At 73.2% G+C, this 20,419-nt stretch carries 21 protein-coding genes; 5 read left to right on the forward strand and 16 right to left on the reverse strand.

The annotated features are described in order from the left end of the window. Positions 1-65: 65 nt before the first annotated feature. The 8 genes from EKO23_RS22595 to EKO23_RS26335 all read right to left on the reverse strand — a co-directional run bounded on the left by EKO23_RS22595 (position 66) and on the right by EKO23_RS26335 (position 10,157). Positions 66-1,769, reverse strand: coding sequence for an acyl-CoA carboxylase subunit beta (locus tag EKO23_RS22595; protein ID WP_134720747.1), 1,704 nt, complete (start codon positions 1,767-1,769; stop codon positions 66-68). Continuing rightward, the gene (locus tag EKO23_RS22600; RefSeq protein ID WP_134720748.1) at positions 1,766-2,932 is read right to left on the reverse strand and encodes an acyl-CoA dehydrogenase family protein; all 1,167 of its coding nucleotides are present in this window, start codon (positions 2,930-2,932) and stop codon (positions 1,766-1,768) included. The genes EKO23_RS22595 and EKO23_RS22600 overlap by 4 nt, the downstream gene beginning before the upstream one ends. Continuing rightward, on the reverse strand, positions 2,929-4,653 hold the full coding sequence (locus tag EKO23_RS22605; protein WP_246051253.1) for an acyclic terpene utilization AtuA family protein: 1,725 nt from the start codon (positions 4,651-4,653) through the stop codon (positions 2,929-2,931). The genes EKO23_RS22600 and EKO23_RS22605 overlap by 4 nt, the downstream gene beginning before the upstream one ends. Before the next feature lie 98 nt (positions 4,654-4,751). Then, positions 4,752-5,540 carry a TIGR03084 family metal-binding protein gene (locus EKO23_RS22610; protein ID WP_134720750.1) on the reverse strand — a complete coding sequence of 263 codons (789 nt, stop codon included), beginning with the start codon at positions 5,538-5,540 and terminating at the stop codon, positions 4,752-4,754. Next, entirely contained in the window at positions 5,537-6,142 is a 606-nt protein-coding gene (locus EKO23_RS22615; RefSeq protein WP_134720751.1) for a TetR/AcrR family transcriptional regulator, read from the reverse strand. The genes EKO23_RS22610 and EKO23_RS22615 overlap by 4 nt, the downstream gene beginning before the upstream one ends. Before the next feature lie 51 nt (positions 6,143-6,193). Next, positions 6,194-8,851: an ABC transporter permease gene (locus EKO23_RS22620; RefSeq protein WP_134720752.1), complete on the reverse strand. Its 2,658-nt coding sequence runs from the start codon at positions 8,849-8,851 to the stop codon at positions 6,194-6,196. After that, positions 8,851-9,573: an ABC transporter ATP-binding protein gene (locus EKO23_RS26330; protein ID WP_246051254.1), complete on the reverse strand. Its 723-nt coding sequence runs from the start codon at positions 9,571-9,573 to the stop codon at positions 8,851-8,853. The genes EKO23_RS22620 and EKO23_RS26330 overlap by 1 nt, the downstream gene beginning before the upstream one ends. Beyond that, positions 9,570-10,157 carry a PadR family transcriptional regulator gene (locus EKO23_RS26335; protein ID WP_246051255.1) on the reverse strand — a complete coding sequence of 196 codons (588 nt, stop codon included), beginning with the start codon at positions 10,155-10,157 and terminating at the stop codon, positions 9,570-9,572. Before EKO23_RS26335 ends, EKO23_RS26330 begins: the two co-directional genes overlap by 4 nt. A gap of 176 nt (positions 10,158-10,333) precedes the next feature. On the opposite strand from EKO23_RS26335, the gene EKO23_RS22630 reads away from it, so the two are divergent. Then, positions 10,334-10,912: an RDD family protein gene (locus EKO23_RS22630; protein WP_134720754.1), complete on the forward strand. Its 579-nt coding sequence runs from the start codon at positions 10,334-10,336 to the stop codon at positions 10,910-10,912. A 26-nt stretch (positions 10,913-10,938) separates the two neighbouring features. On the opposite strand, the gene EKO23_RS22635 is transcribed toward EKO23_RS22630, so the two are convergent. Beyond that, positions 10,939-11,331, reverse strand: coding sequence for a VOC family protein (locus tag EKO23_RS22635; protein ID WP_134720755.1), 393 nt, complete (start codon positions 11,329-11,331; stop codon positions 10,939-10,941). Between the two features lie 30 nt (positions 11,332-11,361). Between EKO23_RS22635 and EKO23_RS22640 the strand changes: the two genes are divergently transcribed. The 3 genes from EKO23_RS22640 to EKO23_RS25500 all read left to right on the forward strand — a co-directional run bounded on the left by EKO23_RS22640 (position 11,362) and on the right by EKO23_RS25500 (position 13,422). Then, a complete protein-coding gene (locus EKO23_RS22640; RefSeq protein ID WP_134720756.1) occupies positions 11,362-12,105 on the forward strand; it encodes an SDR family oxidoreductase in 744 nt (247 codons plus the stop codon). Positions 12,106-12,634: 529 nt separating this feature from the next. Then, entirely contained in the window at positions 12,635-12,997 is a 363-nt protein-coding gene (locus EKO23_RS22645) for a hypothetical protein (protein ID WP_134720757.1), read from the forward strand. Positions 12,998-13,044: 47 nt separating this feature from the next. Then, positions 13,045-13,422, forward strand: a complete 378-nt coding sequence (locus EKO23_RS25500) for a hypothetical protein (protein ID WP_167880607.1) — start codon at positions 13,045-13,047, stop codon at positions 13,420-13,422. Positions 13,423-13,434: 12 nt separating this feature from the next. Here EKO23_RS25500 and EKO23_RS22650 read toward each other — a convergent pair whose 3' ends face one another. The 4 genes from EKO23_RS22650 to EKO23_RS22665 are packed head-to-tail and all read right to left on the reverse strand — an operon-like array spanning position 13,435 to position 17,241. After that, a complete protein-coding gene (locus EKO23_RS22650) occupies positions 13,435-14,112 on the reverse strand; it encodes a histidine phosphatase family protein (protein ID WP_134720758.1) in 678 nt (225 codons plus the stop codon). Beyond that, a complete protein-coding gene (locus tag EKO23_RS22655; RefSeq protein ID WP_134720759.1) occupies positions 14,112-15,215 on the reverse strand; it encodes a phosphotransferase family protein in 1,104 nt (367 codons plus the stop codon). Before EKO23_RS22655 ends, EKO23_RS22650 begins: the two co-directional genes overlap by 1 nt. Further along, positions 15,215-15,997, reverse strand: coding sequence for an SDR family NAD(P)-dependent oxidoreductase (locus tag EKO23_RS22660; protein ID WP_217702765.1), 783 nt, complete (start codon positions 15,995-15,997; stop codon positions 15,215-15,217). The genes EKO23_RS22655 and EKO23_RS22660 overlap by 1 nt, the downstream gene beginning before the upstream one ends. Then, positions 15,994-17,241, reverse strand: coding sequence for an acyl-CoA dehydrogenase family protein (locus tag EKO23_RS22665; protein ID WP_134720760.1), 1,248 nt, complete (start codon positions 17,239-17,241; stop codon positions 15,994-15,996). The genes EKO23_RS22660 and EKO23_RS22665 overlap by 4 nt, the downstream gene beginning before the upstream one ends. A gap of 61 nt (positions 17,242-17,302) precedes the next feature. On the opposite strand from EKO23_RS22665, the gene EKO23_RS22670 reads away from it, so the two are divergent. Continuing rightward, positions 17,303-17,863, forward strand: a complete 561-nt coding sequence (locus EKO23_RS22670; RefSeq protein ID WP_134720761.1) for a hypothetical protein — start codon at positions 17,303-17,305, stop codon at positions 17,861-17,863. A 40-nt stretch (positions 17,864-17,903) separates the two neighbouring features. On the opposite strand, the gene EKO23_RS22675 is transcribed toward EKO23_RS22670, so the two are convergent. The 3 genes from EKO23_RS22675 to EKO23_RS25945 all read right to left on the reverse strand — a co-directional run. After that, positions 17,904-19,442 (reverse strand): hypothetical protein, encoded by a 1,539-nt coding sequence (locus tag EKO23_RS22675; RefSeq protein ID WP_134720762.1) that lies wholly within the window; start codon positions 19,440-19,442, stop codon positions 17,904-17,906. Next, positions 19,417-20,133 (reverse strand): ABC transporter ATP-binding protein, encoded by a 717-nt coding sequence (locus EKO23_RS22680; RefSeq protein ID WP_246051256.1) that lies wholly within the window; start codon positions 20,131-20,133, stop codon positions 19,417-19,419. The genes EKO23_RS22675 and EKO23_RS22680 overlap by 26 nt, the downstream gene beginning before the upstream one ends. A gap of 103 nt (positions 20,134-20,236) precedes the next feature. Further along, on the reverse strand, positions 20,237-20,419 hold a 183-nt coding region (locus EKO23_RS25945; protein WP_217702766.1), incomplete at its 5' end, for a hypothetical protein.

Here is a 20,419-nt window from a genome sequence, read left to right on the forward strand (position 1 = left end):
GGAGCGAGCGCCAGCGAGCGTCTCGAAACCGCGGTTGCCGGCAGTAGGTCGTCGGAGCACGCGCCTCACATCCTGAAGACGCCGTAGCCGTCGGCGCCCCGGATCGGCTTGTTGGCGATGACGGACAGGCAGATGCCGAGGACGGTGCGGGTGTCGCGCGGGTCGATCACCCCGTCGTCGTACAGCATCCCGGACAGGAAGAACGGCAGCGACTGCTCCTCGACAGACGCCTCGACGAACTCACGCATCGCGGCGTCCCCGGCCTCGTCGTACGGCGCGCCCTTCGCCTCCGCCGCGGCCCGCGCGACGATCGAGAGGACGCCGGCCAGCTGTTGCGGCCCCATCACCGCGGACTTCGCGGACGGCCAGGTGAAGAGGAAGCGCGGGTCGTAGGCGCGGCCGTTCATGCCGTAGTTCCCCGCGCCGTACGACGCGCCCATGATCACGCTGATGTGCGGCACCGTGGAGTTGGAGACCGCGTTGATCATCTGGGCGCCGTGCTTGATGATCCCGCCCTGCTCGTACTCCTTGCCGACCATGTAGCCGGTGGTGTTGTGCAGGAAGAGCAGGGGTACGTCGACCTGGTTGGCGAGCTGAATGAACTGGGTCGCCTTCTGTGCCTCCTCGGAGAACAGCACGCCCTGCGCGTTGGCGAGGATGCCGACCGGGTGGCCGTGGATCCGCGCCCAGCCGGTGACCAGGCTCGCGCCGTACAGCGGCTTGAACTCGTCGAAGGCCACCTCGTTGCCGGCCCCGGCGCCGTCGCCCCCCACACCATCGACCACCCGGGCGATGACCTCGCGCGGGTCGAACGGCTCCTTGAGGTCGGTGGGAATCAGGTCGAGCAGCTCGTCAGGATCCGCGTCGGGCTCGGCGTACGTCGACCGGTCAGGGAAATCGATGCCCTGACGGGGAATGCTTTCCCTGCCAGGGGAGGGATTCCCCGGACGCCCGGGGAATTGCTGGGGCTTCCGCCAGTTCAGCCGCGCCACGATCCGCCGCCCGATCCGGAGTGCGTCGTGCTCGTCCTCGGCGAGGTAGTCGGCCAGCCCGGAGACCTTCGCATGCATCTCGGCGCCACCAAGGGACTCGTCGTCGGACTCCTCACCGGTGGCCATCTTCACCAGTGGCGGGCCTCCGAGGAACACCTTGGCCTGCTCCTTGACCATCACCGTGTAGTCGCTCATGCCGGGCACGTAGGCACCGCCGGCGGTCGAGTTACCGAAGACCAGCGCGACGGTCGGCAGCTTCATCGCCGACGAGCGGGTGATGTCGCGGAACAGCCGGCCGCCGGGGATGAAGATCTCCTTCTGGGTCGGCAGGTCGGCGCCGCCGGACTCCACCAGCGCGACCGTCGGCAGCCCGTTCTCCTCGGCGATCTGCGAGGCGCGGAAGATCTTCTTCACCGTCCACGGGTTGCTCGCGCCGCCCTTCACGGTCGGGTCGTTGGCGGTGATCAGGCACTCCACACCCTCGATCACGCCGATCCCGGTCACCACCGAGGCGCCGACGGTGAAGTCGGACCCCCAGCCGGCCAGTGGCGACAGCTCGAGGAACGCCGAGCCCTCGTCGACCAGCAGCTCGATCCGCTCGCGGGGCAGCAGCTTGCCGCGCCGGTGGTGGCGCTCGACGTACTTCTCCCCGCCGCCGGCCACCGCCTTCGCGTGCTCGGCATCGAGGTCGGCGAGCTTGGCCAGCATCGCCTGGCGGTTCGCGCCGCCGGTTGAGGAGCGAACGCCAGCGAGCGTCTCGAAACCAGGGGCGGTCATGACGTGTACCCCAGCAGTCGCGCGGCCAGGTCGGTCAGCACTTCGTTCGCTCCTCCTCCGATGCCGAGGATCCGGGCGTCGCGGTAGTGCCGCTCCACCTCGGTCCCGCGCAGGTAGCCGGCGCCCCCGAACACCTGCACCGCCTCGTGGCAGACGTGCTCGGCGGTGTCGACCGCGGTCTGCTTGGCCAGGCACGCCTCGGCGACGACGTTCTCGCCGGCGACGTGGCGGGCCGCGACGTGGCGGGTGTAGGTGCGGGCCACCTCGACCTGCCGGTGCATCTCGACCAGCTTGTGCCGGATCACCTGCCGGTCGGCGAGCGGGCGGCCGAACGTCTCCCGCTCCTTCGCGTACGCCGCCGCGAGGGCCAGCGACCGGGCGGCGATGCCGTAGCCGTGCACGGCCAGCGCGATCCGCTCCACGACGAACTGCTCGGCGATCTGGAAGAACCCGGTGTTCTCCTCGCCGACCAGGTTGCCGACGGGGACCCGGCAGCCGGTGAAGCCGAGCGAGGCGGTGTCGGAGCAGTGCCAGCCCATCTTGGCCAACGGGGCCTCCACTGCGAACCCGGGCGTGCCCTTCTCGATCACCAGCAGCGAGACGCCGGCATGGCCGGGGCGGCCGGTGCGCACCGCGGCGGTCACGAAGTCGGCGCGGATGCCGGAGGTGATGAAGGTCTTGGCGCCGTCGACCACGTAGTGGTCGCCGTCGCGGACCGCCTTCGTGGTGATGCCGGCGACGTCGGACCCGCCGCCGGGTTCGGTGATCGCGAGCGAGCCGATCTTCTCCCCGGCCAGCGTCGGACGGACGAACCGGTCGACGAGGTCGGGCGACCCGTTGGCGGCCAGGTGCGGGAGCGCGATGCCACCGGTGAACAGGGCGGCCAGCAGCCCGCTGGACGCGCCGGCCTCCAGCATCGACTCGGTCACCGCCACCGAGTCGAGCAGGTCGCCGCCCTCGCCCCCGACCGACTCCGGGAACGACACCCCGAGCAGCCCCTGCTTCGCCGCGGCGAGGTGCAGCTCGCGGGGGACCTGGCCCGCGTCCTCCCAGTCCTGGAGGTGGGGTGTGACCTCGCGGCGTACGAACTCTGCGGCGGTGGCGCGCAACGCAGCCTCGGTGGTTGAGGAGCGAGCGCCGGCGAGCGTGTCGAAACCACTCATAGAAGACTCTCCTCGATCGCGACGGTCCGCGAGCGCACCCACTCGCCGAGGCCCTTGGCCTGCGGGTCGAACCGGGTCGAGGCGGCGACGCCCTCGCCGAGCAGCCCGCGCAGGATGACGTTGACGCCTCCGAGGTTCGGCAGGAGGTAGACCTCGACCTCGAGGTCGGCGGCCTCCGGCACCAGCTCGCGGATCTTCTTGGGGGTGATCAGCTTCGACAGCCAGGTCACGCGCTCGGCGTACGACCCGGAGTCGTCGTGGCCGACCCAGAGCCCGAGGTTGGCGTCGCCGCCCTTGTCCCCGGAGCGCGCGTGCACGAAGGTGCCGAGCGGCAGGGAGCGGGTGAGCCGCGGCGTCGGGGCGGGGTACGGCGAGGGGCGCCGGCCATCCTCCGGGGGCGCCTCGTCCCCGAACGTCGTCGGGTCGGGCACCGTCTCGCGGGTGCCGTCGGCGTGCACGACGGTGTGGATGACGGCGGTGCGGTCGACGTACGCGGGGCGGTAGACGCCGTACGGCGTGGGCGCGGCCGGTGGGGCAGTCATCGTGAACCCGGGGTACGACGCCAGGGCGAGCTCCACGGCCGCCGCGGTGAACCGCCTTCCCACTGGGTCGGCCTGCTGGTCCATGACCGTGCACCGCAGCAGGTAGGACGCCGCCTCCTCGGTGCCCGCGTCCGCGGGCGGCGGGGTCACCGTCGACCAGGTGACGGTCGCGGGGCCGGGGTCGCCGAGCGCGGCGTCGAGCTGGGCGCGCACCCACTCCGCCTTGCCCTCGACGTCGAGGCCGGTGAGCACGAGCTCGACGGTGTTGCGGAAGCCACCGAGCTCGTTGACGCCGACCTTGAGCTGCCGGGGCGGCGCCTCGCCGCGGACCCCGGTGATGGCGATCCGGTCCTCGCCGATCTGCTCCAGCGCGATCGTGTCCAGACGGGCGGTGACGTCGGGTCCGAGGTAGCGCGGCCCCTGGATCTCGTAGAACAGCTGGGCGGTCACGGTGTCGACGGTGACTGCACCGCCGGTGCCGGGGTGCTTGGTGATGACCGACGACCCGTCGGCGGCGACCTCCGCGATCGGGAAGCCGAGCGGGAGGCCGGTGTGCGGCAGGGTCGCGAAGCCCGAGAAGTTGCCGCCGGTGGCCTGCGTCCCGCACTCGACGACGTGTCCCGCCACCACACCACCGGCCAGCGCGTCGAGGTCGTCGGGCTTCCAGCCGTGGTAGGCGGCGGCCGGCCCGACGACCAGGCTTGCGTCCGTCACCCGTCCGGTGACGACGACGTCGGCACCCTGCTCCAGCGCGCGGGCGATCCCGAAGCCGCCGAGGTAGGCGTTGGCGGTGAGCGCCCCGGGGAAGCCGAGGTCGGTGCCGCGCAGGTCGTCGCCCTCGACGTACGCGATCGCCGGGTCGAGACCGAGCCCCCTCGCGACCTCGCGCAGCCGGGCGGCGAGCCCGGCCGGGTTCAGCCCGCCTGCGTTTGACACGATCCGAACGCCGCGCTCCAGCGCGAGACCGAGGCAGTCCTCGACCTGCCTGACGAAGGTCCGTGCGTACCCCAGCGACGGGTCCTTCATCGTGTCCTTGCCGAGGATCAGCATGGTCAGCTCGGCGAGGTAGTCGCCGGTCAGGACGTCCAGACTGTGCCGATCATCGGGGGCCCCCTCGAGCATCTCCCGCATCGCCGAGAGCCGGTCGCCGTAGAACCCCGAGCAGTTCCCGATCCGCACGGACTCGACAGGCAGTTCTGGTACTTGTCGGCCGGAATTCTGCCTGTCATCTGCAGGATTCCCCGGTCGACCGGGGAATCCTGCCGACTCCCCGCCACTCATGCGCGCTCCCGCCCCTCTCCCGGCGGCCCGGCGAACGCCTGCGCGATCGCGAGCCACTGCTCGGCGTCGGCGCCGGTGGCGACCAGGGCGGTGTCCTCGCGGTGGATGCGCTGGGTGACCAGCCGGCAGAAGTCGTACGCCGGGCCGGTGACGGTCTGCGTCGCGTCCTCCGGGCCCCAGGCCCAGACCTCGCCGGACGGCGCGGTCAGCTCGACCCGCGGCTCGTCGGCCGGCGCCTCGAGCCCGCGGGCGGCGTACGAGAACCTGCGGGTGCGGACCCCGAGGTGGGCGACGTGCCGGATCCGGTCGGACACCTCGACCTCGGCACCGAGCCCCTCGTGCACGTCGAGGGAGTGCGCCCAGGTCTCCATGAACCGGGCAGTGGCCATCGAGGTGGCCGACATCGGCGGGCCGTACCACGGGATCTTCTCCCCGTCCGGCCGATCCCGCAGCGCCGTGGCCAGGGCGGCCCGCGACACCCGCCAGCGGGCGAGCAGCTCGTCGGGCGGGACCGCGCCTCCGGCCAGGGCAGCCGTGTCCATCGCGCCGTCGGGGTCGCCGAGCGCCTCCAGCACCAGCGCGTCCCACCGGGCCTTGTCGGTGGCCGCGGCCACCGCCGCCTCGTCCGTCCAGGCCAGGTGCGCGACCTGCGTGGCGACGTCCCAGCCCTCGGCGGGGGTCGGGGTGCGCCAGCCGGACTCGTCCAGCCCGGACACCAGCGACTCCAGTCGCTCGCTCTCGGCCGCGAGGTCGGCCAGCACGGACTCGAGGATGGTGGTGCTCATGAGGGCTCCTGGAGGGCGAGGTCGAGGGTGCGCGCCCACTGGTCGAGGATGCGGCCGCGGCGCGCGCGGTCGTCGCGGATGGTGTTGGCCAGGCCGAGGCCGCGGACCAGGTCGAGCGTTGCCTGCACCAGCTCCCGGGCGCCCGGTCGGGACTCGTCCACCCCGAGCAGCTCGACGGTCATCCGGTGCGTCTCCCGGCCGACCCGCTGCTCGAGCGGCGCGACCGCGGCGTGGAGCTGCTCGTCGGTGCGGGCCGCGACCCACAGCTCGAGCGCGGCCGTGAACACCGGGCCGGTGAAGTGGTCGGCCAGCATCCCGAGCACCGCGCGGGTACGTCGCGCGCCCTGCGGGACCGACGCCGCCGCTGCGGCCAGCTCCCGCCCGCGCACCTCGGCGAGGTGGCTGACCGCCGCGACCACGAGGTCGTTCTTGGTCGGGAAGTGGTGCAGCTGCGCACCGCGACTGACCCCGGCCCGCTGCGAGACCAGCGTGGTCGACGTGCCGCTCCAGCCACGCTCGACCAGGCACTCGACGCAGGCATCGAGCAGGCGCTGCCGCATGGCGCGGGTGCGCTCCTCCTGCGGCACGCGGGTCGTGGTCATCCACCCATCGTCGTACCACACAAAGAAACAGTCAAGCCTGACTTTTAATGTTCAGTCGAGTCGCGCCACCATCGGCAGCCGGGGCCGGGCGCTGACCCAGACGATGCCGGCGGTCAGCAGTGGCAGCACCACCACGAGTCCGCCGATCAGCAGCCACGGCACGTCGAGGTAGTGCGACGCGGCTGTCCCACCGAGGTCCCAGGAGTTGCCGGTGAGCGGGTAGGTCACCGCGATGCCCGGGATGAAGCCCACCGCCGCGCCGAGCACCGCGCCGACCAGCCCCACCACCAACGCGTACGACGCCGCGACACCGCGACGCTTGCGCGGAGAAGCACCCACCGCGCCCAGGGTCGCCAGGTCCGGACGCGCGTCGGAGAGCGCCAGGAACGTCGCGGTCAGCGTGCCGCCCAGCATCAGCACGGCGCCGAGCGCGGCGAGCACCAGCTGGACCACCACCGTCTCCCCGGACGCCCGGTAGCCACGCTCGACGTAGACCGACGCCTGGTCGGCGACCGCCGACACCGCCTCGTCGAGGTCGCGCTGCTGTCCTCGACCGATCGACGCGCCGTCGAGCAGGACGTTGGCCGGGACCACCGGGACGCCCAGTCGGCGTGCTGCGGCGGGCGAGACGATCGCCTGCGGCCCGATCGAATGGCTGCCGGTCGTGACCACTGCTCCGGGGAACGTCCGCTTGCGGACGGCGCCCGGCTGGCCCTCGGCATCCATCTCCTCCACGCGGGCCCGGACCCGGTCGAGGCCGGCCACCTGATCGACGAGGCGGCCGTCGGCGAGCGCCACCACCCCTCCGGCCGCGAGCGCGGAGTCGGCTCGTTCCCGGCCCGCCGCGTCGATGCCGAGATGGTCGCCGGGCGGCACGCGATCGGCCACCAGCACGTCGCTCCCGAACGTGCCGCCGTACGACGAGAGGAGCTGCTGCGGACCACCGGGAGCAGCGAAGGAGAGGAAGGTGTAGCTGCCGTCCGGCCGGTCCGTCTGCACCCCCTGCACCGCGGTCGCCCGCAGCCCGGGAACCGACTTCTCCGCGGCCGCGACCACGGCGTCCGCGTCGGCGGCAGTGGCATCGGTGTTCCAGCCGAAGCTGACCACGCCGTCACCCATCGGCACCTGCGGCACGTACGTCGCGCGGTTCTCGAGCTCGTCACTGCTCAGCGCGATGCCGAGCGCCACCACGCCGGCGACCGTCGCCGCCACCGCGGCGACGGCGGGGACCGTGCGCGTGCGGTGCCGGGCGGCGTCCCGGACGGCGTAGCGCAGCACCAGCGGGAGCCGGCGGGCCACCCGGGCGAGGGTGACCACGACGAGCGGGACCAGCAGGATCATGCCGAGCACCGCCACCACGGCAGACGCGGCGATGGCGAACTCGCCGTTGCTGGTCGAGCGGGCGCCGTACGCCGCCCCCGCGACGCCGGCACCGAGCAGCACGACACCGAGGATCGGTGAGCGGAGCGAGGCCTTGCGGTCGCCCCGGCGCCCGCCGAGCACCGCCACCACGTCCTGGCGGGACGCGATCCACGCCGGCACCACCGCGGCCAGGATCGCGCCGAGCAGGCCGAAGCAGGCGATGCCGAGCAGGTGCGGCCAGGGCACGTCGAACGGCCCGAACCAGGTGCTGTCCCACCGCTGAGCGACCGGCACCGCCAGCCGTCCGGCCACGATGCCGAGCCCGACGCCCAGCACCGCGGCCAGGCTGCCGAGGACCAGTCCGTGGGCCAGGACCGCCCGGCGCCCCTGGCGCGGCGTCCCTCCGGCCGCGGCCATCAGCGCGAGCGTCCGCGACTGCCGCCGCGCGGTCACCGCGAACGCCGGCCCGGCCAGCAGCACGACTTCGAGCAGTGCCATCACCACGACCAGCGCGACGATCGCCAGCCAGGCGTCGTCGGTGCCCCCGGCCCAGGACGCGATCTCGGGGTCGAGCACGGAGTCCGGCGGCGGGTGGGCGATCACGGCCCGGGACACGACGGTCCCCCCGAGCGCGTTGAGCGCCAGCACGTCGTCCCAGGTGACCGGTCCGGCGCCGAGCAGCCAGGTGTGGTCGGTCGTGCGCTCGGACAGCCCGAAGGAGCCGACCGGCCCGGCGATGCTGGGATGGCTGCGGTACGTCGTGGACTCGGCGATGCCGACCACCCGGCGCACGTCGCCCGACGCGAGCTCGACCTCCTCACCCAGCCCCGGGCCGCGCGAGGCCAGGTCGGCGTTGACGACGACCTCGTCTTCGGTCCGCGGCCAGCGGCCGTCGGTGAGGTCGTAGAGCCCCGCCGTCAGCGGATCGGCCAGGTCGACCTCGGCCGCCAGCGCGTCGGTGCGGCCCTTGTCGGTGGAGACCACGGTGGAGCCCTCCCAGCGCTCCACCGTGCGTACGTCGCGCCCGAGCGCCCGGCGTACGTCCGCGACCCCCGGCGCCGGCTTGTCGCTCTCCGAGTCCCAGGTCATGCCGTCGTCCGGGTCGAACGCCTGGATCACCCGTCCGGCGCCGGTCGTGAACGACACCGAGGCGTCGGCAGCGCCGATCCTCCGGTCCATCGACTCCACGCCGGAGACGTCCTGGGTCGCGATGACGATGTCGGCGGCGGTGACCGCCAGCACCGGCAACGCGATCATCACCAGGACCAGGATGCTGCGGCCGCGGGAGCGCCGCACCTCGCGCCACGCCATCCGCAGCGACGGCCGCCAGCCCGAGAGGGCGCGCATCAGCGGCTCATCCCGGGCTCGAGCAGGGCGTCGACCGGGTCCGCGCCGGACTCGTCGACGACCACGCCGTCGCGCAGGAAGACCACCCGGTCCGCCCAGGCGGCGTGCCGGGCCTCGTGGGTGACGAGGACACCGGTGGCGCCGGCGTCGCAGCGGGCCCGAAGCAGCCGCAGGATCTCCTCGCCGGTGTCGGTGTCGAGGGCTCCGGTCGGCTCGTCGGCGAGGATCAGCCGGCGCTCGCCGACCACGGCCCGCGCGATGGCGACCCGCTGCTGCTGTCCGCCGGACATCTCGTCGGGGAACCGGTCGGCGAGCTCGGGGATGCCGACCTCCTCGAGGACCGCCAGCGCCGCCTTGCGCGCCGCCCGGCTGCGCTGGCCGTCGAGCTCGCGCGGGAGCGCGACGTTCTCGGCGGCGGTGAGCGCCGGGATCAGGTTGAAGTCCTGGAAGACGTAGCCGATCGAGGTACGCCGCATCCGGGCGCGCCCGGCCCCGCCGAGCGCCGCGAGGTCGACACCGTCGACGACCACCCGACCGGCGGTCGGGGTGTCGAGGCCGCCGGCCAGGGTGAGCAGGGTGGACTTGCCGGAACCGGACGGGCCCATCACGGCCACCAGCTCGCCGGCGTGCGCACGGAACGAGACCCCGCGCAGCGCGTGGACCTCGGTCGGTCCGCTGCCGTGGACCCGGGTGACGTCGTCGAGGTGCAGGGTCGCGTTCACCGGTTGACCTCTCGCGGCTGGCCGGCCTCGAAGGTGGCGGTGTTCTCGGCGGTGCGCACGGCCCGCCGGAGCCGGGCCTCGCAGTGGTCGAGCCAGCGGATCTCGGCCTCGGCGACGAAGACCAGCGAGTCGAGGACCAGGCTCCAGGCCATGTCGTCGGGGCGGGCGGGGTTGGCCGCGCGTCCGGCCCGCTTGAGCCGGGTGTAGTCCTGCAGCGCGACCATGGTGGCGGTGCGCTGGCGCTGGATGACGGTCCCGACGTCCACCCCCGGGACCGTCACCGCGAGCGCGAGCTTGATCGCCAGCTCGTCGCGGGGCGGCTGGGTGCGCGCGACCGGCGTGGTGAACCAGGCGGCCACCTCGTCCCGGCCCTCGTCTGTGATCCGGTAGACCACGTGCCCGTCGTCGTCGACGCCCTCCCCCGCGACGAGGCCGTCGCGCTCGAGACGGTTCAGCGTGGTGTACACCTGACCGACGTTCAGCGGCCAGGTCGACCCGGTGCGGGTCTCGAACTCGACCCGGAGCTGGTAGCCGTACATCGGCCCCTGCTCCAGGAGTGCCAGCAAGGCCTGCTTCACCGACATGCGCGTCCCCGATCAGCCCACTCATCGCCCCCGTGGTCGATGAGTACTGGGTATGTATACCACGTATGCATGCCGTCGGTGAACGTCCTCCCGGGGTTTCGTGACGCCGGCGGGCGGAGAGGGTTCCCCGCGACCCGCCCGACGCCCGCCACCGCGGGCCAGCCGAGGAGACCTCCATGTCGCCGCACCCGCCGCCGTACGGCGCTCCCCCTAACGGCGCTCCCCCTAACGGCGCACTGCAGCACGGCGGCCCGGGCCACCCGGCGTACGGCCCGCCGGTCCCGCCCGGCGGCTATGCGAGCTGGGGCCGCCGGGTCGCCGGCTACCTCTGGGACATCGTCGTGGTGCTTCCCGCGCTCGCGGCGATGGCGGGCGGTGCGGTGCTGCTCGCCGTCGGCGGCGCGACCGGCGAGGGCGGTGCGGCCACCGCGCTGATCGTCGGCGGCGTGCTGGTGCTGCTCGCGGCGTACGCCTGGGGCTTCTACCTGGTGTTCCGCAACATCTGGTTCGACCAGGGCCGCACCGGCTGGACCTTCGGCAAGCGCAAGGTCGGGATCCGCGTCCTGCGCGAAGTGGACGGGCGGCCGATGGGCGTCGGCAACGCCGTGGCCCGCTGGCTGCTGCACGGCCTGCTCAACAGCTGCCTGATGCTCGACTACCTGTGGCCGCTGTGGGACCCGAGGAACCAGACCCTCACCGACAAGATCCTGGGCACGGTCGTCATCCACCAGCACGACCCGTCCCGGCCGGGCTGAGCGTCGTCGCGCGCGACGCCGGCGGGTCAGGCGTCGGAGGCGAGCGACTGCCAGAGCCCGACGACGTTGCCCTCGCCGTCACGGAAGTACGCCGACCACCCCATGCCGCCGACCTCGGTCCGGCCGACGAGGGTCGAGCCGCCGAGCTCCTCGATCCGGGCCAGCGTGGCCTCGATGTCCTCGACGTCGATGACCAGCACCGGCGCGCCGACCGTGGCCGGGTCGCGTTGCTGCATCCCGCCGTTGATGAAGCCCGGCTCGGTGGGCCCGGTGGTCGGGTCCGAGGGTCCGGTGGTGACGAGGGTGTAGTTCATGTCCGGGAGCTCCATCAGCTCCCAGCCGAACGCCTCGCGGTAGAACTCACGGGCCCTCTCGCCGTCGTCGAAGGGGATCTCGAAATGCACGATGCGGCCAGTCATGGTCCCGACGGTACTGCGAGGATGCGGCTCATGGCGAAGACGATCCTGATCACCGGGGCGAGCAGCGGGCTGGGCGCCGAGATGGCCCGTCAGTTCGCGGACCTGGGCTACGACCTGGCCCTGTGCGCGCGGCGCCTCGACCGGCTCGAGGACCTCAAGGCGGACCTGCTGGAGCGGCACCCCGGCTGCCGGATCGCCGTACGCGCGCTGGACGTGACCGACGACGCCGCCGTGTTCACGGTGTTCCGCTCCTTCGCCGAGGAGCTGGGCTCGATCGACCGGGTCGTCGTCAACGCCGGGCTCGGCAAGGGCGCCCCGCTCGGCACCGGAGGGTACGACGCGAACCGCGAGACCGCGGTCACCAACTTCGTCGGCGCGCTAGCCCAGACCGAGGCCGCGATGGAGATCTTCCGCCGCCAGGAGCGCGGGCACCTCGTCATGGTGTCCTCGATGTCGGCGGTGCGCGGGATGCCGCGGTCCATGGCGACGTACGCCGCGACCAAGGCCGGGGTCGCCCACCTCGCCGAGGGCCTGCGCGCCGAGCTGCACGGGGGTCCGATCAAGGTGACCGTGCTCTACCCCGGCTGGATCGCCTCGGAGATGAACGAGGGCAACAAGAGCCCGCTGCTGGTCTCCACCGAGAAGGGCGTGCGGGCGATGGTGTCCGCGATCGAGAAGGAGAAGGACTCCGCCCACGTGCCCCCGCTCCCGTGGGCCCCGATGAGCGTCGTCCTGCGGCACGCCCCGATGCCGGTGTACAAGAAGCTGATCTGATCCTCCGGACCCGGAGACCGCCGGTTTCGAGACGCTCGCTGGCGCTCGCTCCTCAACCGCCGGAGCCCGCCCGCTGGTTGAGGAGGCGCGCCAGCGCCGTCTCGGAACCAGGGGCGCCCGGCGCGGTGGGCGGTCCCGGAGGGTGCCGACGGCTAGCCTCGGCAGCCGGAGCTCGCGAGGGGAGGCCACGGTCGTGGATGCCATGGAGTGCGACAGCTGCGGGGNGAACCAGGGGCGCCCGGCGCGGTGGGCGGTCCCGGAGGGTGCCGACGGCTAGCCTCGGCAGCCGGAGCTCGCGAGGGGAGGCCACGGTCGTGGATGCCATGGAGTGCGACAGCTGCGGGGCGCAGATGCGGTGGGAGACGTCCCACTCGCGGTGCGACCGGTGCGGCTACATCCGCCCGTGCTGCGAGGGCGCACCGGTGAGCAGCGCGTGCATGGTGCCGTTGGGCGAGTCGAGTACGTCACCCGGGTGACCTGAGTACGCCGACCCATGCACCCGCCCGCGGCGCTGGGCGAGGGTGAGGGCATGACGACCGAGAGCTCACCCCGGACCACCGGCTGGCACTGGAGCCAGTGGGTCGCCGGGGTCGCCGCCGCCCTGTTCACCACGGCCTTGGGCCTGATCGCGGCGGCGGTGGTGTTCGCCGACAACGCGGGCGGCTGCCAGGCGATCGCGTCCCCGGAGAGCTACCGCACCGGCCGGCTCGTGCTCGTCGTGCTGGCGGTCGCCCTGGTCGCTGCGTGGGCCGTGCCCGCGGTTCTCTGGCGGCAGCACGCGGGCCGGTTCGTCGCACTCGGCCTGCCAGCCGTCGCGCTGCCCCTGATGGCCGTGGTGGCCATGCTCGGCCAGCCCCGGTCGGACTGGACCCTGTGCTTGTTCCAGTTCTGAGCCGGGCCTGTTCCAGCTCTGAGCCGACCGGGATGAGAGGACACGACATGACGGAGTACCGCGACACCGACCTGCTCGACCTCCGGGAGCTGACCGACTGGAGCCTCGGTTGGTGGATGGTCGTCGTCCTCGCGACCGTGGCCGGCGCAGCGGCCACCTTCGCCGCCACGGTCGTGATCGAGTTCATGACCACAGGCGTCTGCCACGAGCCGACGACCGCCGAGGCGCTCCGGACGGCCCGCTGGTCGTTCGCCGGCGTGGTCGCGGTCGCGGCGCTGCCGTGGGTGCTCGCGATCCTGCGCAGTCCGCACCGCACCCGCCTGGTCGTCCTGGGCCTGGTGCCCCTGCTCCTGCCGGGTCTGCGGCTGGTGCAGGCCCTGCAGGCGAGCCCGGCCACGTGGACGTCGGACTGGTGCCTGTTCTGAGTCGCGGACCGGTCAGCGGTAGCTGAGCCCGTCGCTCTCGAGGTGCACGTGCTCGTTGAACGAGACCAGGGTCGGGCCGCGACGACCGACCACGACCTTGGTGACCGAGGTGTTCACGACCACGCGGTTGAGGTTGGTCCACAGGTGGACCGCGTGCTCCGGCGGCGCGTCGGGACCGAGCAGCAGCGACGCGGCGACCCACGAGATCGCGCCGCCGGAGGTGAAGACCACCGCGGTCGCGTTGGCGCCGACCAGGTCCGCCGTCCTCTCCATCGACTCGGCGACCCGGGCCGTGAAGTCGGCGAACGTCTCGACGTACTCGCCGGGCTCTCCGGCCGCCCACCGCGCGGTGGCCAGCTCGAACCACTCCTGGAACTCCGCGGGTGTCGGCTCCGGGCCGGCGAAGACCGGGGTGCGTTGCGCGGCGAGCACGCCGATGTGGTCGAGCTCGTTCCAGCCGGGGTCGTTCACCGGCGTCGGGAGGTCCCAGCCGGCCGCCTCGGACACGCCCGTCGCGGTCTCCCGGTGCCGGCGCATCCCACCCTGGACGACCACCTCCGGCACCAGCTCGCGGCCGGCGAACGCCAGCCCGAGCATGCGCGACTGCTCCCAGCCGAGCGGGGAGAGCACGTCGTAGTCGTCGCCGCCCCACGAGGCCTGGCCGTGGCGCACGAGCAGCAGCTGGCCCATCAGCCGATCACCCCCCGGGCGCGGTTCGCGAGGTACGACGTGGCCTGACCGAAGACGGCGTACGCCGGGTTGTGGGTCTGGCCGTGGAAGTAGCGGTAGTAGATCTGCTGGGAGATCACCGCGAGCCGGAACAGCCCGAACGCCTCGTAGAAGCGCCACTGCTCCGGGGTGACCGCGAGCCCGGTCTGCTCGGCGTAGTAGCCGACCACCTCGGCCCGGCTCCACATGCCCGGGGCGGTCGTCGGCTGCCGGCGGAACTGGTGGAAGAACTCGTCGTCGTCCTCCTGCACCCAGTACGCCAGCGTGCAGCCCAGGTCCATCAAGGGGTCCCCGAGAGTGGCCATCTCCCAGTCGAGTACCCCGACGATGCGCAGCGGGTCGTCGGGCGCCAGGACCAGGTTGTCGAAGCGGAAGTCGTTGTGGATCGGGCAGTAGCCGGCGTCCTCGGGCTGGTGCTCCTCCAGCCACGACGTGACCTCGGCGAACTCGCCGACGTCCTCGGTGCGGGCCTGCCGGAAGCGGTGCACCCAGCCGCCGACCTGCCGGTCGACGTACCCGGGGCCCTTGCCGAACTCCGCCAGCCCCGGCGTGCATGGGTCGACCCGGTGCAGGTCGACGAGGACGTCGACCGCGTTGGCGCACAGCGTCGAGACGTCGCGCACGGACAGGTCGAGGCCGGGCGGGAAGTCCTGGCGCAGGATCGTGCCGTCGACGCGCTCCATGACGTAGAAGTCGGAGCCGAGCACCGTGTGGTCCTCGCAGAACCCGACCATCCGGGGCACCAGCGGGAAGACCGGGGCGAGCGCGGACTGCACCCGGAACTCGCGGCTCATGTCGTGGGCGCCCTTCGCCTTCCGGCCGGACGGCGGGCGGCGCAGGATCAGGTCACCGTCGGGGTAGCGCAGCAGGTAGGTGAGGTTCGAGGCGCCGTCGGGGAACTGGCGGACCTCCGGCTTGCCGTCGACGACGCCGGCGAACGCAGGGGCGGCGTGGTCGCGCAACCATGCCGCGACCGCGTCGACGTCGAAGGCGTCCTCGTCGCGCACCGCGCGGGCGGGGTTGCCGGCGTCGGAGCCGTGGGTGTCCTGGGGGGAGGGGACCACTACGTCACCTGGTTCAGTTTGGCGGCCTGCTGTCGCATCACGGCGTCGTACGCCGCTCGGTCATTCTGCTTGAGCAACCATGCCTTTCGTGCGGCTTCGTCCGGAATGATGAGTTCGTCACGCCGATCGATCCCGGCGAGGACGGCGGCGGCGATGTCGGCGGCGGAGAACGGCGACCGCTCCACCAGCCCGGCGACCACCTCACCGACGCGTTGGTCGGCGCCCCGCATCCCGGCCATCAGGTTGGTCCGGAAGTACGACGGGCAGACCACCGCACAGTGCACGCCGTACGCCGCGAGCTCGTGGCCTGCGGTCTCGGTGAACGCGACGACCGCCGCCTTCACCGCGTTGTAGGACGCCATGCCGGCCGGGTGCACGAGCCCGGCCAGCGAGGCCACGTTGACGATCGTGCCGGACCGCTGCTCCTTGAACACCGGCACGAACGTGCGGGTTCCGCGGACCGTGCCGAGCAGGTTGACCTCGACCAGCGGCGCCCACTCCTCCAGCGGCGCGACGTCGATCCGGCCGCCGCCCGCGACACCCGCGTTGTTGACCAGCACGTCGAGCCCGCCCCACTCCCGCTCGACCCACGCCCGGGCCGCGGCCCAGTCGTCGTCGGAGGTGATGTCGAGGCGCAGCCGGTGGCCGAACCCGGCCAGCCCCTCCTCGCTGCGGTCGGTGGCGAGCACCCGGTCGCCGCGGGCCCCGAAGGCGTGGGCCAGGGCCGCACCGAGCCCGGAGCCGGCGCCCGTGACCAGCACCCGGGCGGACGTGGCGGTCACCGGTGCTTCGCCAGCTCGAGCCGCGCGACCATGCCTCGGTGCACCTCGTCCGGCCCGTCGGCGAGCCGGAGCGTGCGCGCGTTGGTCCACGCGTCGGCGAGCGGGAAGTCGTCGGAGAGGCCGGCACCACCGTGGATCTGCATCGCGAAGTCGATGACCTGCTGCGCCATGTTCGGGGCGGCGACCTTGATCTGGCTGACCTCCGAGAGCGCGTTCAGCGGCCCGCCCTGGTCGAGCTTCCAGGCAGCGTTGAGCACCAGCAGCCGGGTTGCGTCGATGGCGATCCGGGCGTCGGCGATCCGCTCCCGGTTGCCGCCGAGGTTGACCAGCGGCTTGCCGAACGCGGTCCGCTCCAGGCCTCGCCTGCAGGCTGCCTCGAGCGCCGCCTCGGCCAGCCCGATCAGCCGCATGCAGTGGTGCACCCGCCCCGGTCCGAGCCGGCCCTGGGCGATCGCGAACGCCTCCCCCGGTCCGCTGATGATGTTGGCGACCGGCACCCGGACGTCGGTGAACGACACCTCGCCGTGCCCGAGCGGCTCGTCCTGGATGCCCATCGTGGTGAGCATCCGCTCGACCTTCACGCCCGGCGCGTCGGTCGGCACCAGCACCATCGTGTGCCGGTGGTGGCGGTCGGCGTCGGGGTCGCTGAGCCCCATGAAGATGATGACCTTGCAGTCGCGGTTGCCGATGCCGGTGGTCCACCACTTGCGACCGTTGACCACGACCTCGTCGCCGTCGAGGACCGCGGTGGCCTCCATGTTGGTGGCATCGGAGGACGCGACGCCGGGCTCGGTCATGCCGAACGCGCTGCGGATCCGGCCGTCGAGCAGCGGCTCGAGCCACCGGTCCTTCTGCTCCTGCGAGCCGTACCGCAGCAGCACCTCCATGTTGCCGGTGTCGGGGGCGTTGCAGTTGAGGACCAGCGGCGCGATCGCGGACCGACCGGTGAGCTCGGCGATCGGGGCGTAGTCGACGTTGCTCAGCCCCGTGCCGCCGTCGGTGCCGAACCGCGCGGCGTACTCCCCCGCGTGCTCGGCGGGCAGGAAGAGGTTCCAGAGACCCCGGGTCCGCGCCTTCTGCTTGAGCTCCCCGATCACGGGGAGCGGCTGCCACGGGTCCCCGTCGCGGCGGGCCGCGGCCAGGTCGCGGTGGTAGTCGGCCTCGACCGGGGCGATCTCCTCGGCCATGAACGCGGCGACCCGCGCGGTCAGGTCGGCAGCGCGGGGTGACGGGGCGAAGTCCATGCGTGCCAACCTAGTGGCCCACGCGAGGGTGGGTGGAACGTGTTCCGGATACGGTGACGCCATGCCCGCCAGCACCCGCCTCGCCGCCGTCGTGGTGGCGGCGATCGCGGTCGGTACGACGGCCCTGGCCGGCTGCTCGGACCTCAGCGACGACGAGCAGCGTGCGGCCGACAACCTCGCCCCCGCGCTGGTGCAGCCGCAGGGCGGGGAGGCCGAGCGCGACGCGTCCGGCTGCGTCGCCGAGACGTGGGTGGGCGAGGTCGGCACCGACGCCCTGGTGGCGGAGCAGCTGCTCGCGCGGAACCTCGACGTACGCCGCGAGAAGGTGCGGGCGCTCCTGTCCGGCGACCGCACGACGTCCCGCGAGGTGGCCCGCGGGCTGGCGTCCGCGCGCCTCGACTGCGCGGACTTCGACGCGATCTCGCTCGACCAGGAGCGCGACCACCCGAAGGCGTCCGCGAAGGACCTCGACGACTACGCCGACTGCCTCAAGGGACTCGACACCGACGAGTGGCGGGCCTCCCTCGTCGCCTTCTACGCCGGCACGAAGCCCATCGGGACCGGCGGGTTCCGCCAGGACCTCGCCGCCTGCACGCGGATCCTCACCGCGACCGACCGCTGACCCTGCTGTTCCCCTCGGCGGGCGTCATACGACGTGGCCGTCAGGCGGCGACCGTGACCACGACCCGGGACCGGACCTGCGGGTCCTCCCACGCCCGGTGCGCCCGGGCCAGCCGGCGCAGCGACCAGGCGACGAAGAGGGCACCGACCACCGGGCTGACCCACCAGGGCAGCACGGACAAGCCGGAGAACAGCATCCCGACCAGCGTGGTCACGAGGGCGAGCCGGCCGGAGTAGCCGACCATCACCGCCGGCGGAGCGGGCGTCGCGCGGGCGCTGCGCAGGTCGACCGGGAACGGGCTGCGCACCGACCAGTGGAGGCACGCCGCGACCACCTGGACGCAGACCACGAGCCAGGCGGAGAGCACCGCGGTCACCTCGCCGGCGGTCGGCGTCCCGGCCCGGACCGCGCCCATCACCAGGGTGAGCGCGGAGCAGGCCAGCAGCAGTCCGGTCAGGACCCCGGCGCGGACCCGGAACGCGGTGGCCGCGTGGACCGGAAGGCTCTCCCGCCACAGGGCGCCGCGGGCGTCGAGGCACCATGCGTTGACGCCGAACAGCAGGCCCGCGCCGGAGGCGACCAGGCCCGGCATCAGGACCAGGCTGGTCCAGCTGAGGCCGCCGACCAGGGCGACGACGCCGGGCAGCAGCGAGAGCGTGATCATGCCGCGGCGCAGCGGCACCGAGCGGACGATCGACGCCAGGTCGACGCGGGCCAGCGCCACGGCGTCCGAGGCCGGGTTCGGCCGGGCGGCGTGGGTCGTGGACTCCAGCCGGGCCTCGTCGCGCGGGAGCCGGCGGGACGCGACCGCGGCCGGCCAGGCTCCGGCGAGGACCAGGGCGAGCACGCCGACGCCGAGCAGGACCAGCGCGAGCAGCCATCGCACGCCGGCACCGTCCCGCGCGGCGGTGACGAGGGCGTTGGCCGGCGACGCGTCCAGCAGCGGGACGAGCCGGTCCGCCAGCACAACGGCGGCGAGCACGAGTCCCGCGCCGGCCGAGACCGACCGGAAGACGAGCACGCCGTGTGGGCCGCGGCGTACCGCCTCCATCGTCCAGCCGACCACCTGCCCGGCGGCAGTGGCGACGGCCAGCCAGAGCATCACCAGCGGCTGGGCGAGCCAGACCCGGTCCGCACCGACGGCGTACGCCGTCGCGCCGAGCAGGACCCAGCCCTGCACCAGCCACGCGACGTTGAGCGGTGCCATGAGGAGCGCGCCGAGGTGGTCGCTCACCGGGCTGACCGGGAACGCCACGCCCTGCTCGCGCGAGACCAGCTCGCGGCCGCCACCGGAGGCGACAGACGAGACGACGGTCAGCGCGAGGAACGACGTGAGCGCGGGTCCGAGCACGTCGACGACGTCGGCGGCCCGGCCGGTCGGCGCACCGGCCCCGTCGGCGTACGCCGGTGCCAGCGCGGCGAGGGCCGTGAGCACGAACGGGATCGTGGCCACCCAGGCCAGCCGCCGGCGGCTGCGGCCGCGCACGGCGGCGAAGCGAAACCGGACCATGCTGCCGAGGTCGACCAGCGGGTCCCGCCAGCTGCGTGGCGCGTCAGTCCAGGAGGGAGCGGTAGACACCGGCGCCGTCCTCCCCGACCAGCTCCGCCGCCTCGAGCGTCGCGACCGGGTGGCCGGCGCGCAGCACCAGCGCGGCGCCGCAGGCCTCGATCGCCAGCTCGCGCAGGTGCGTCGAGACCAGCACCGCCGCACCCCGGGCGCGGGCGTCGGAGACCACCTCGAGGGTGGCCTCGACGCCGAGCGGGTCGACACCGTCGAAGGGCTCGTCGAGCAGCAGCACCTCGGGCTCGTGGAACGCCGCGAGCAGCACCGACATCCGGCGCCCCATGCCGTGCGAGAAGCCGGAGGTGACCCGGTGCGCGACGCCGCCGAGGTCGAACCGCTCCAGCAGCAGCCGGGCGCGCTGCTCCCAGCCGTCCATCCGGCGCAGCCGGGCGGCCAGCTGCAGGTGCTCCCACGGCGTGGCCCGGGGCACCAGGCCGCCCACGTCCGGGCAGTACCCGACCCGGCGCTTGACGCCCATCGGGTCCTCGCGGACGTCGCGGCCTGCCACGAGGACGGTGCCCGAGGTCGGGGGTACGACGCCCGCGAGCACGCGCATCGTCGTGGACTTGCCGGCGCCGTTGCGGCCGAGCAGGGCGGTCGCCTGCCCGGCCTGCGCCTCGAGGTCGACCCCGCTCACGGCGTCGACGGAGCCGAACCGGACGTGCAGGTCGCGCACGACGACGGCAGGGGGCAGGTGGGGAGTCACGCTCCCCATTCTGGGCGACGGCGGGCGTCCCCGACAGGGAAACAACTGTTGTCCCTACGGCTGCAATTGCGCGGTTGTGACGGGTCTGACGGGTTCTGTGCTGTCATTCGGGCGCAATTGCGGCCGCGCGACGGGAGACCGGGCCGGCGGACCTGCCACAAGGCTGCAATTGCGGGCTCGTGACACATTTCGAGCGCCAGAACATGCGATACGGCTGCAATTGCAGCGCCGTGACAGTTCCGGGATGACGGCGACCTGTCATGCGGCTGCAATTGCGGCTCTTGTG

The organism is Nocardioides guangzhouensis (genome assembly GCF_004519545.1).
GTDB lineage: Bacteria > Actinomycetota > Actinomycetes > Propionibacteriales > Nocardioidaceae > Nocardioides > Nocardioides guangzhouensis.

What these genes read in the sequence shown, in the direction of transcription:
- EKO23_RS22595 (WP_134720747.1), bottom strand. Translation starts at nt 1,769, where the DNA reads ATGACCGCCCCTGGTTTCGAGACGCTCGCTGGCGTTCGCTCCTCAACC.
- EKO23_RS22600 (WP_134720748.1), bottom strand. Translation starts at nt 2,932, where the DNA reads ATGAGTGGTTTCGACACGCTCGCCGGCGCTCGCTCCTCAACCACCGAG.
- EKO23_RS22610 (WP_134720750.1), bottom strand. Translation starts at nt 5,540, where the DNA reads ATGAGCACCACCATCCTCGAGTCCGTGCTGGCCGACCTCGCGGCCGAG.
- EKO23_RS22615 (WP_134720751.1), bottom strand. Translation starts at nt 6,142, where the DNA reads ATGACCACGACCCGCGTGCCGCAGGAGGAGCGCACCCGCGCCATGCGG.
- EKO23_RS22620 (WP_134720752.1), bottom strand. Translation starts at nt 8,851, where the DNA reads ATGCGCGCCCTCTCGGGCTGGCGGCCGTCGCTGCGGATGGCGTGGCGC.
- EKO23_RS26335 (WP_246051255.1), bottom strand. Translation starts at nt 10,157, where the DNA reads ATGTCGGTGAAGCAGGCCTTGCTGGCACTCCTGGAGCAGGGGCCGATG.
- EKO23_RS22630 (WP_134720754.1), top strand. Translation starts at nt 10,334, where the DNA reads ATGTCGCCGCACCCGCCGCCGTACGGCGCTCCCCCTAACGGCGCTCCC.
- EKO23_RS22635 (WP_134720755.1), bottom strand. Translation starts at nt 11,331, where the DNA reads ATGACTGGCCGCATCGTGCATTTCGAGATCCCCTTCGACGACGGCGAG.
- EKO23_RS22640 (WP_134720756.1), top strand. Translation starts at nt 11,362, where the DNA reads ATGGCGAAGACGATCCTGATCACCGGGGCGAGCAGCGGGCTGGGCGCC.
- EKO23_RS22645 (WP_134720757.1), top strand. Translation starts at nt 12,635, where the DNA reads ATGACGACCGAGAGCTCACCCCGGACCACCGGCTGGCACTGGAGCCAG.
- EKO23_RS25500 (WP_167880607.1), top strand. Translation starts at nt 13,045, where the DNA reads ATGACGGAGTACCGCGACACCGACCTGCTCGACCTCCGGGAGCTGACC.
- EKO23_RS22650 (WP_134720758.1), bottom strand. Translation starts at nt 14,112, where the DNA reads ATGGGCCAGCTGCTGCTCGTGCGCCACGGCCAGGCCTCGTGGGGCGGC.
- EKO23_RS22665 (WP_134720760.1), bottom strand. Translation starts at nt 17,241, where the DNA reads ATGGACTTCGCCCCGTCACCCCGCGCTGCCGACCTGACCGCGCGGGTC.
- EKO23_RS22670 (WP_134720761.1), top strand. Translation starts at nt 17,303, where the DNA reads ATGCCCGCCAGCACCCGCCTCGCCGCCGTCGTGGTGGCGGCGATCGCG.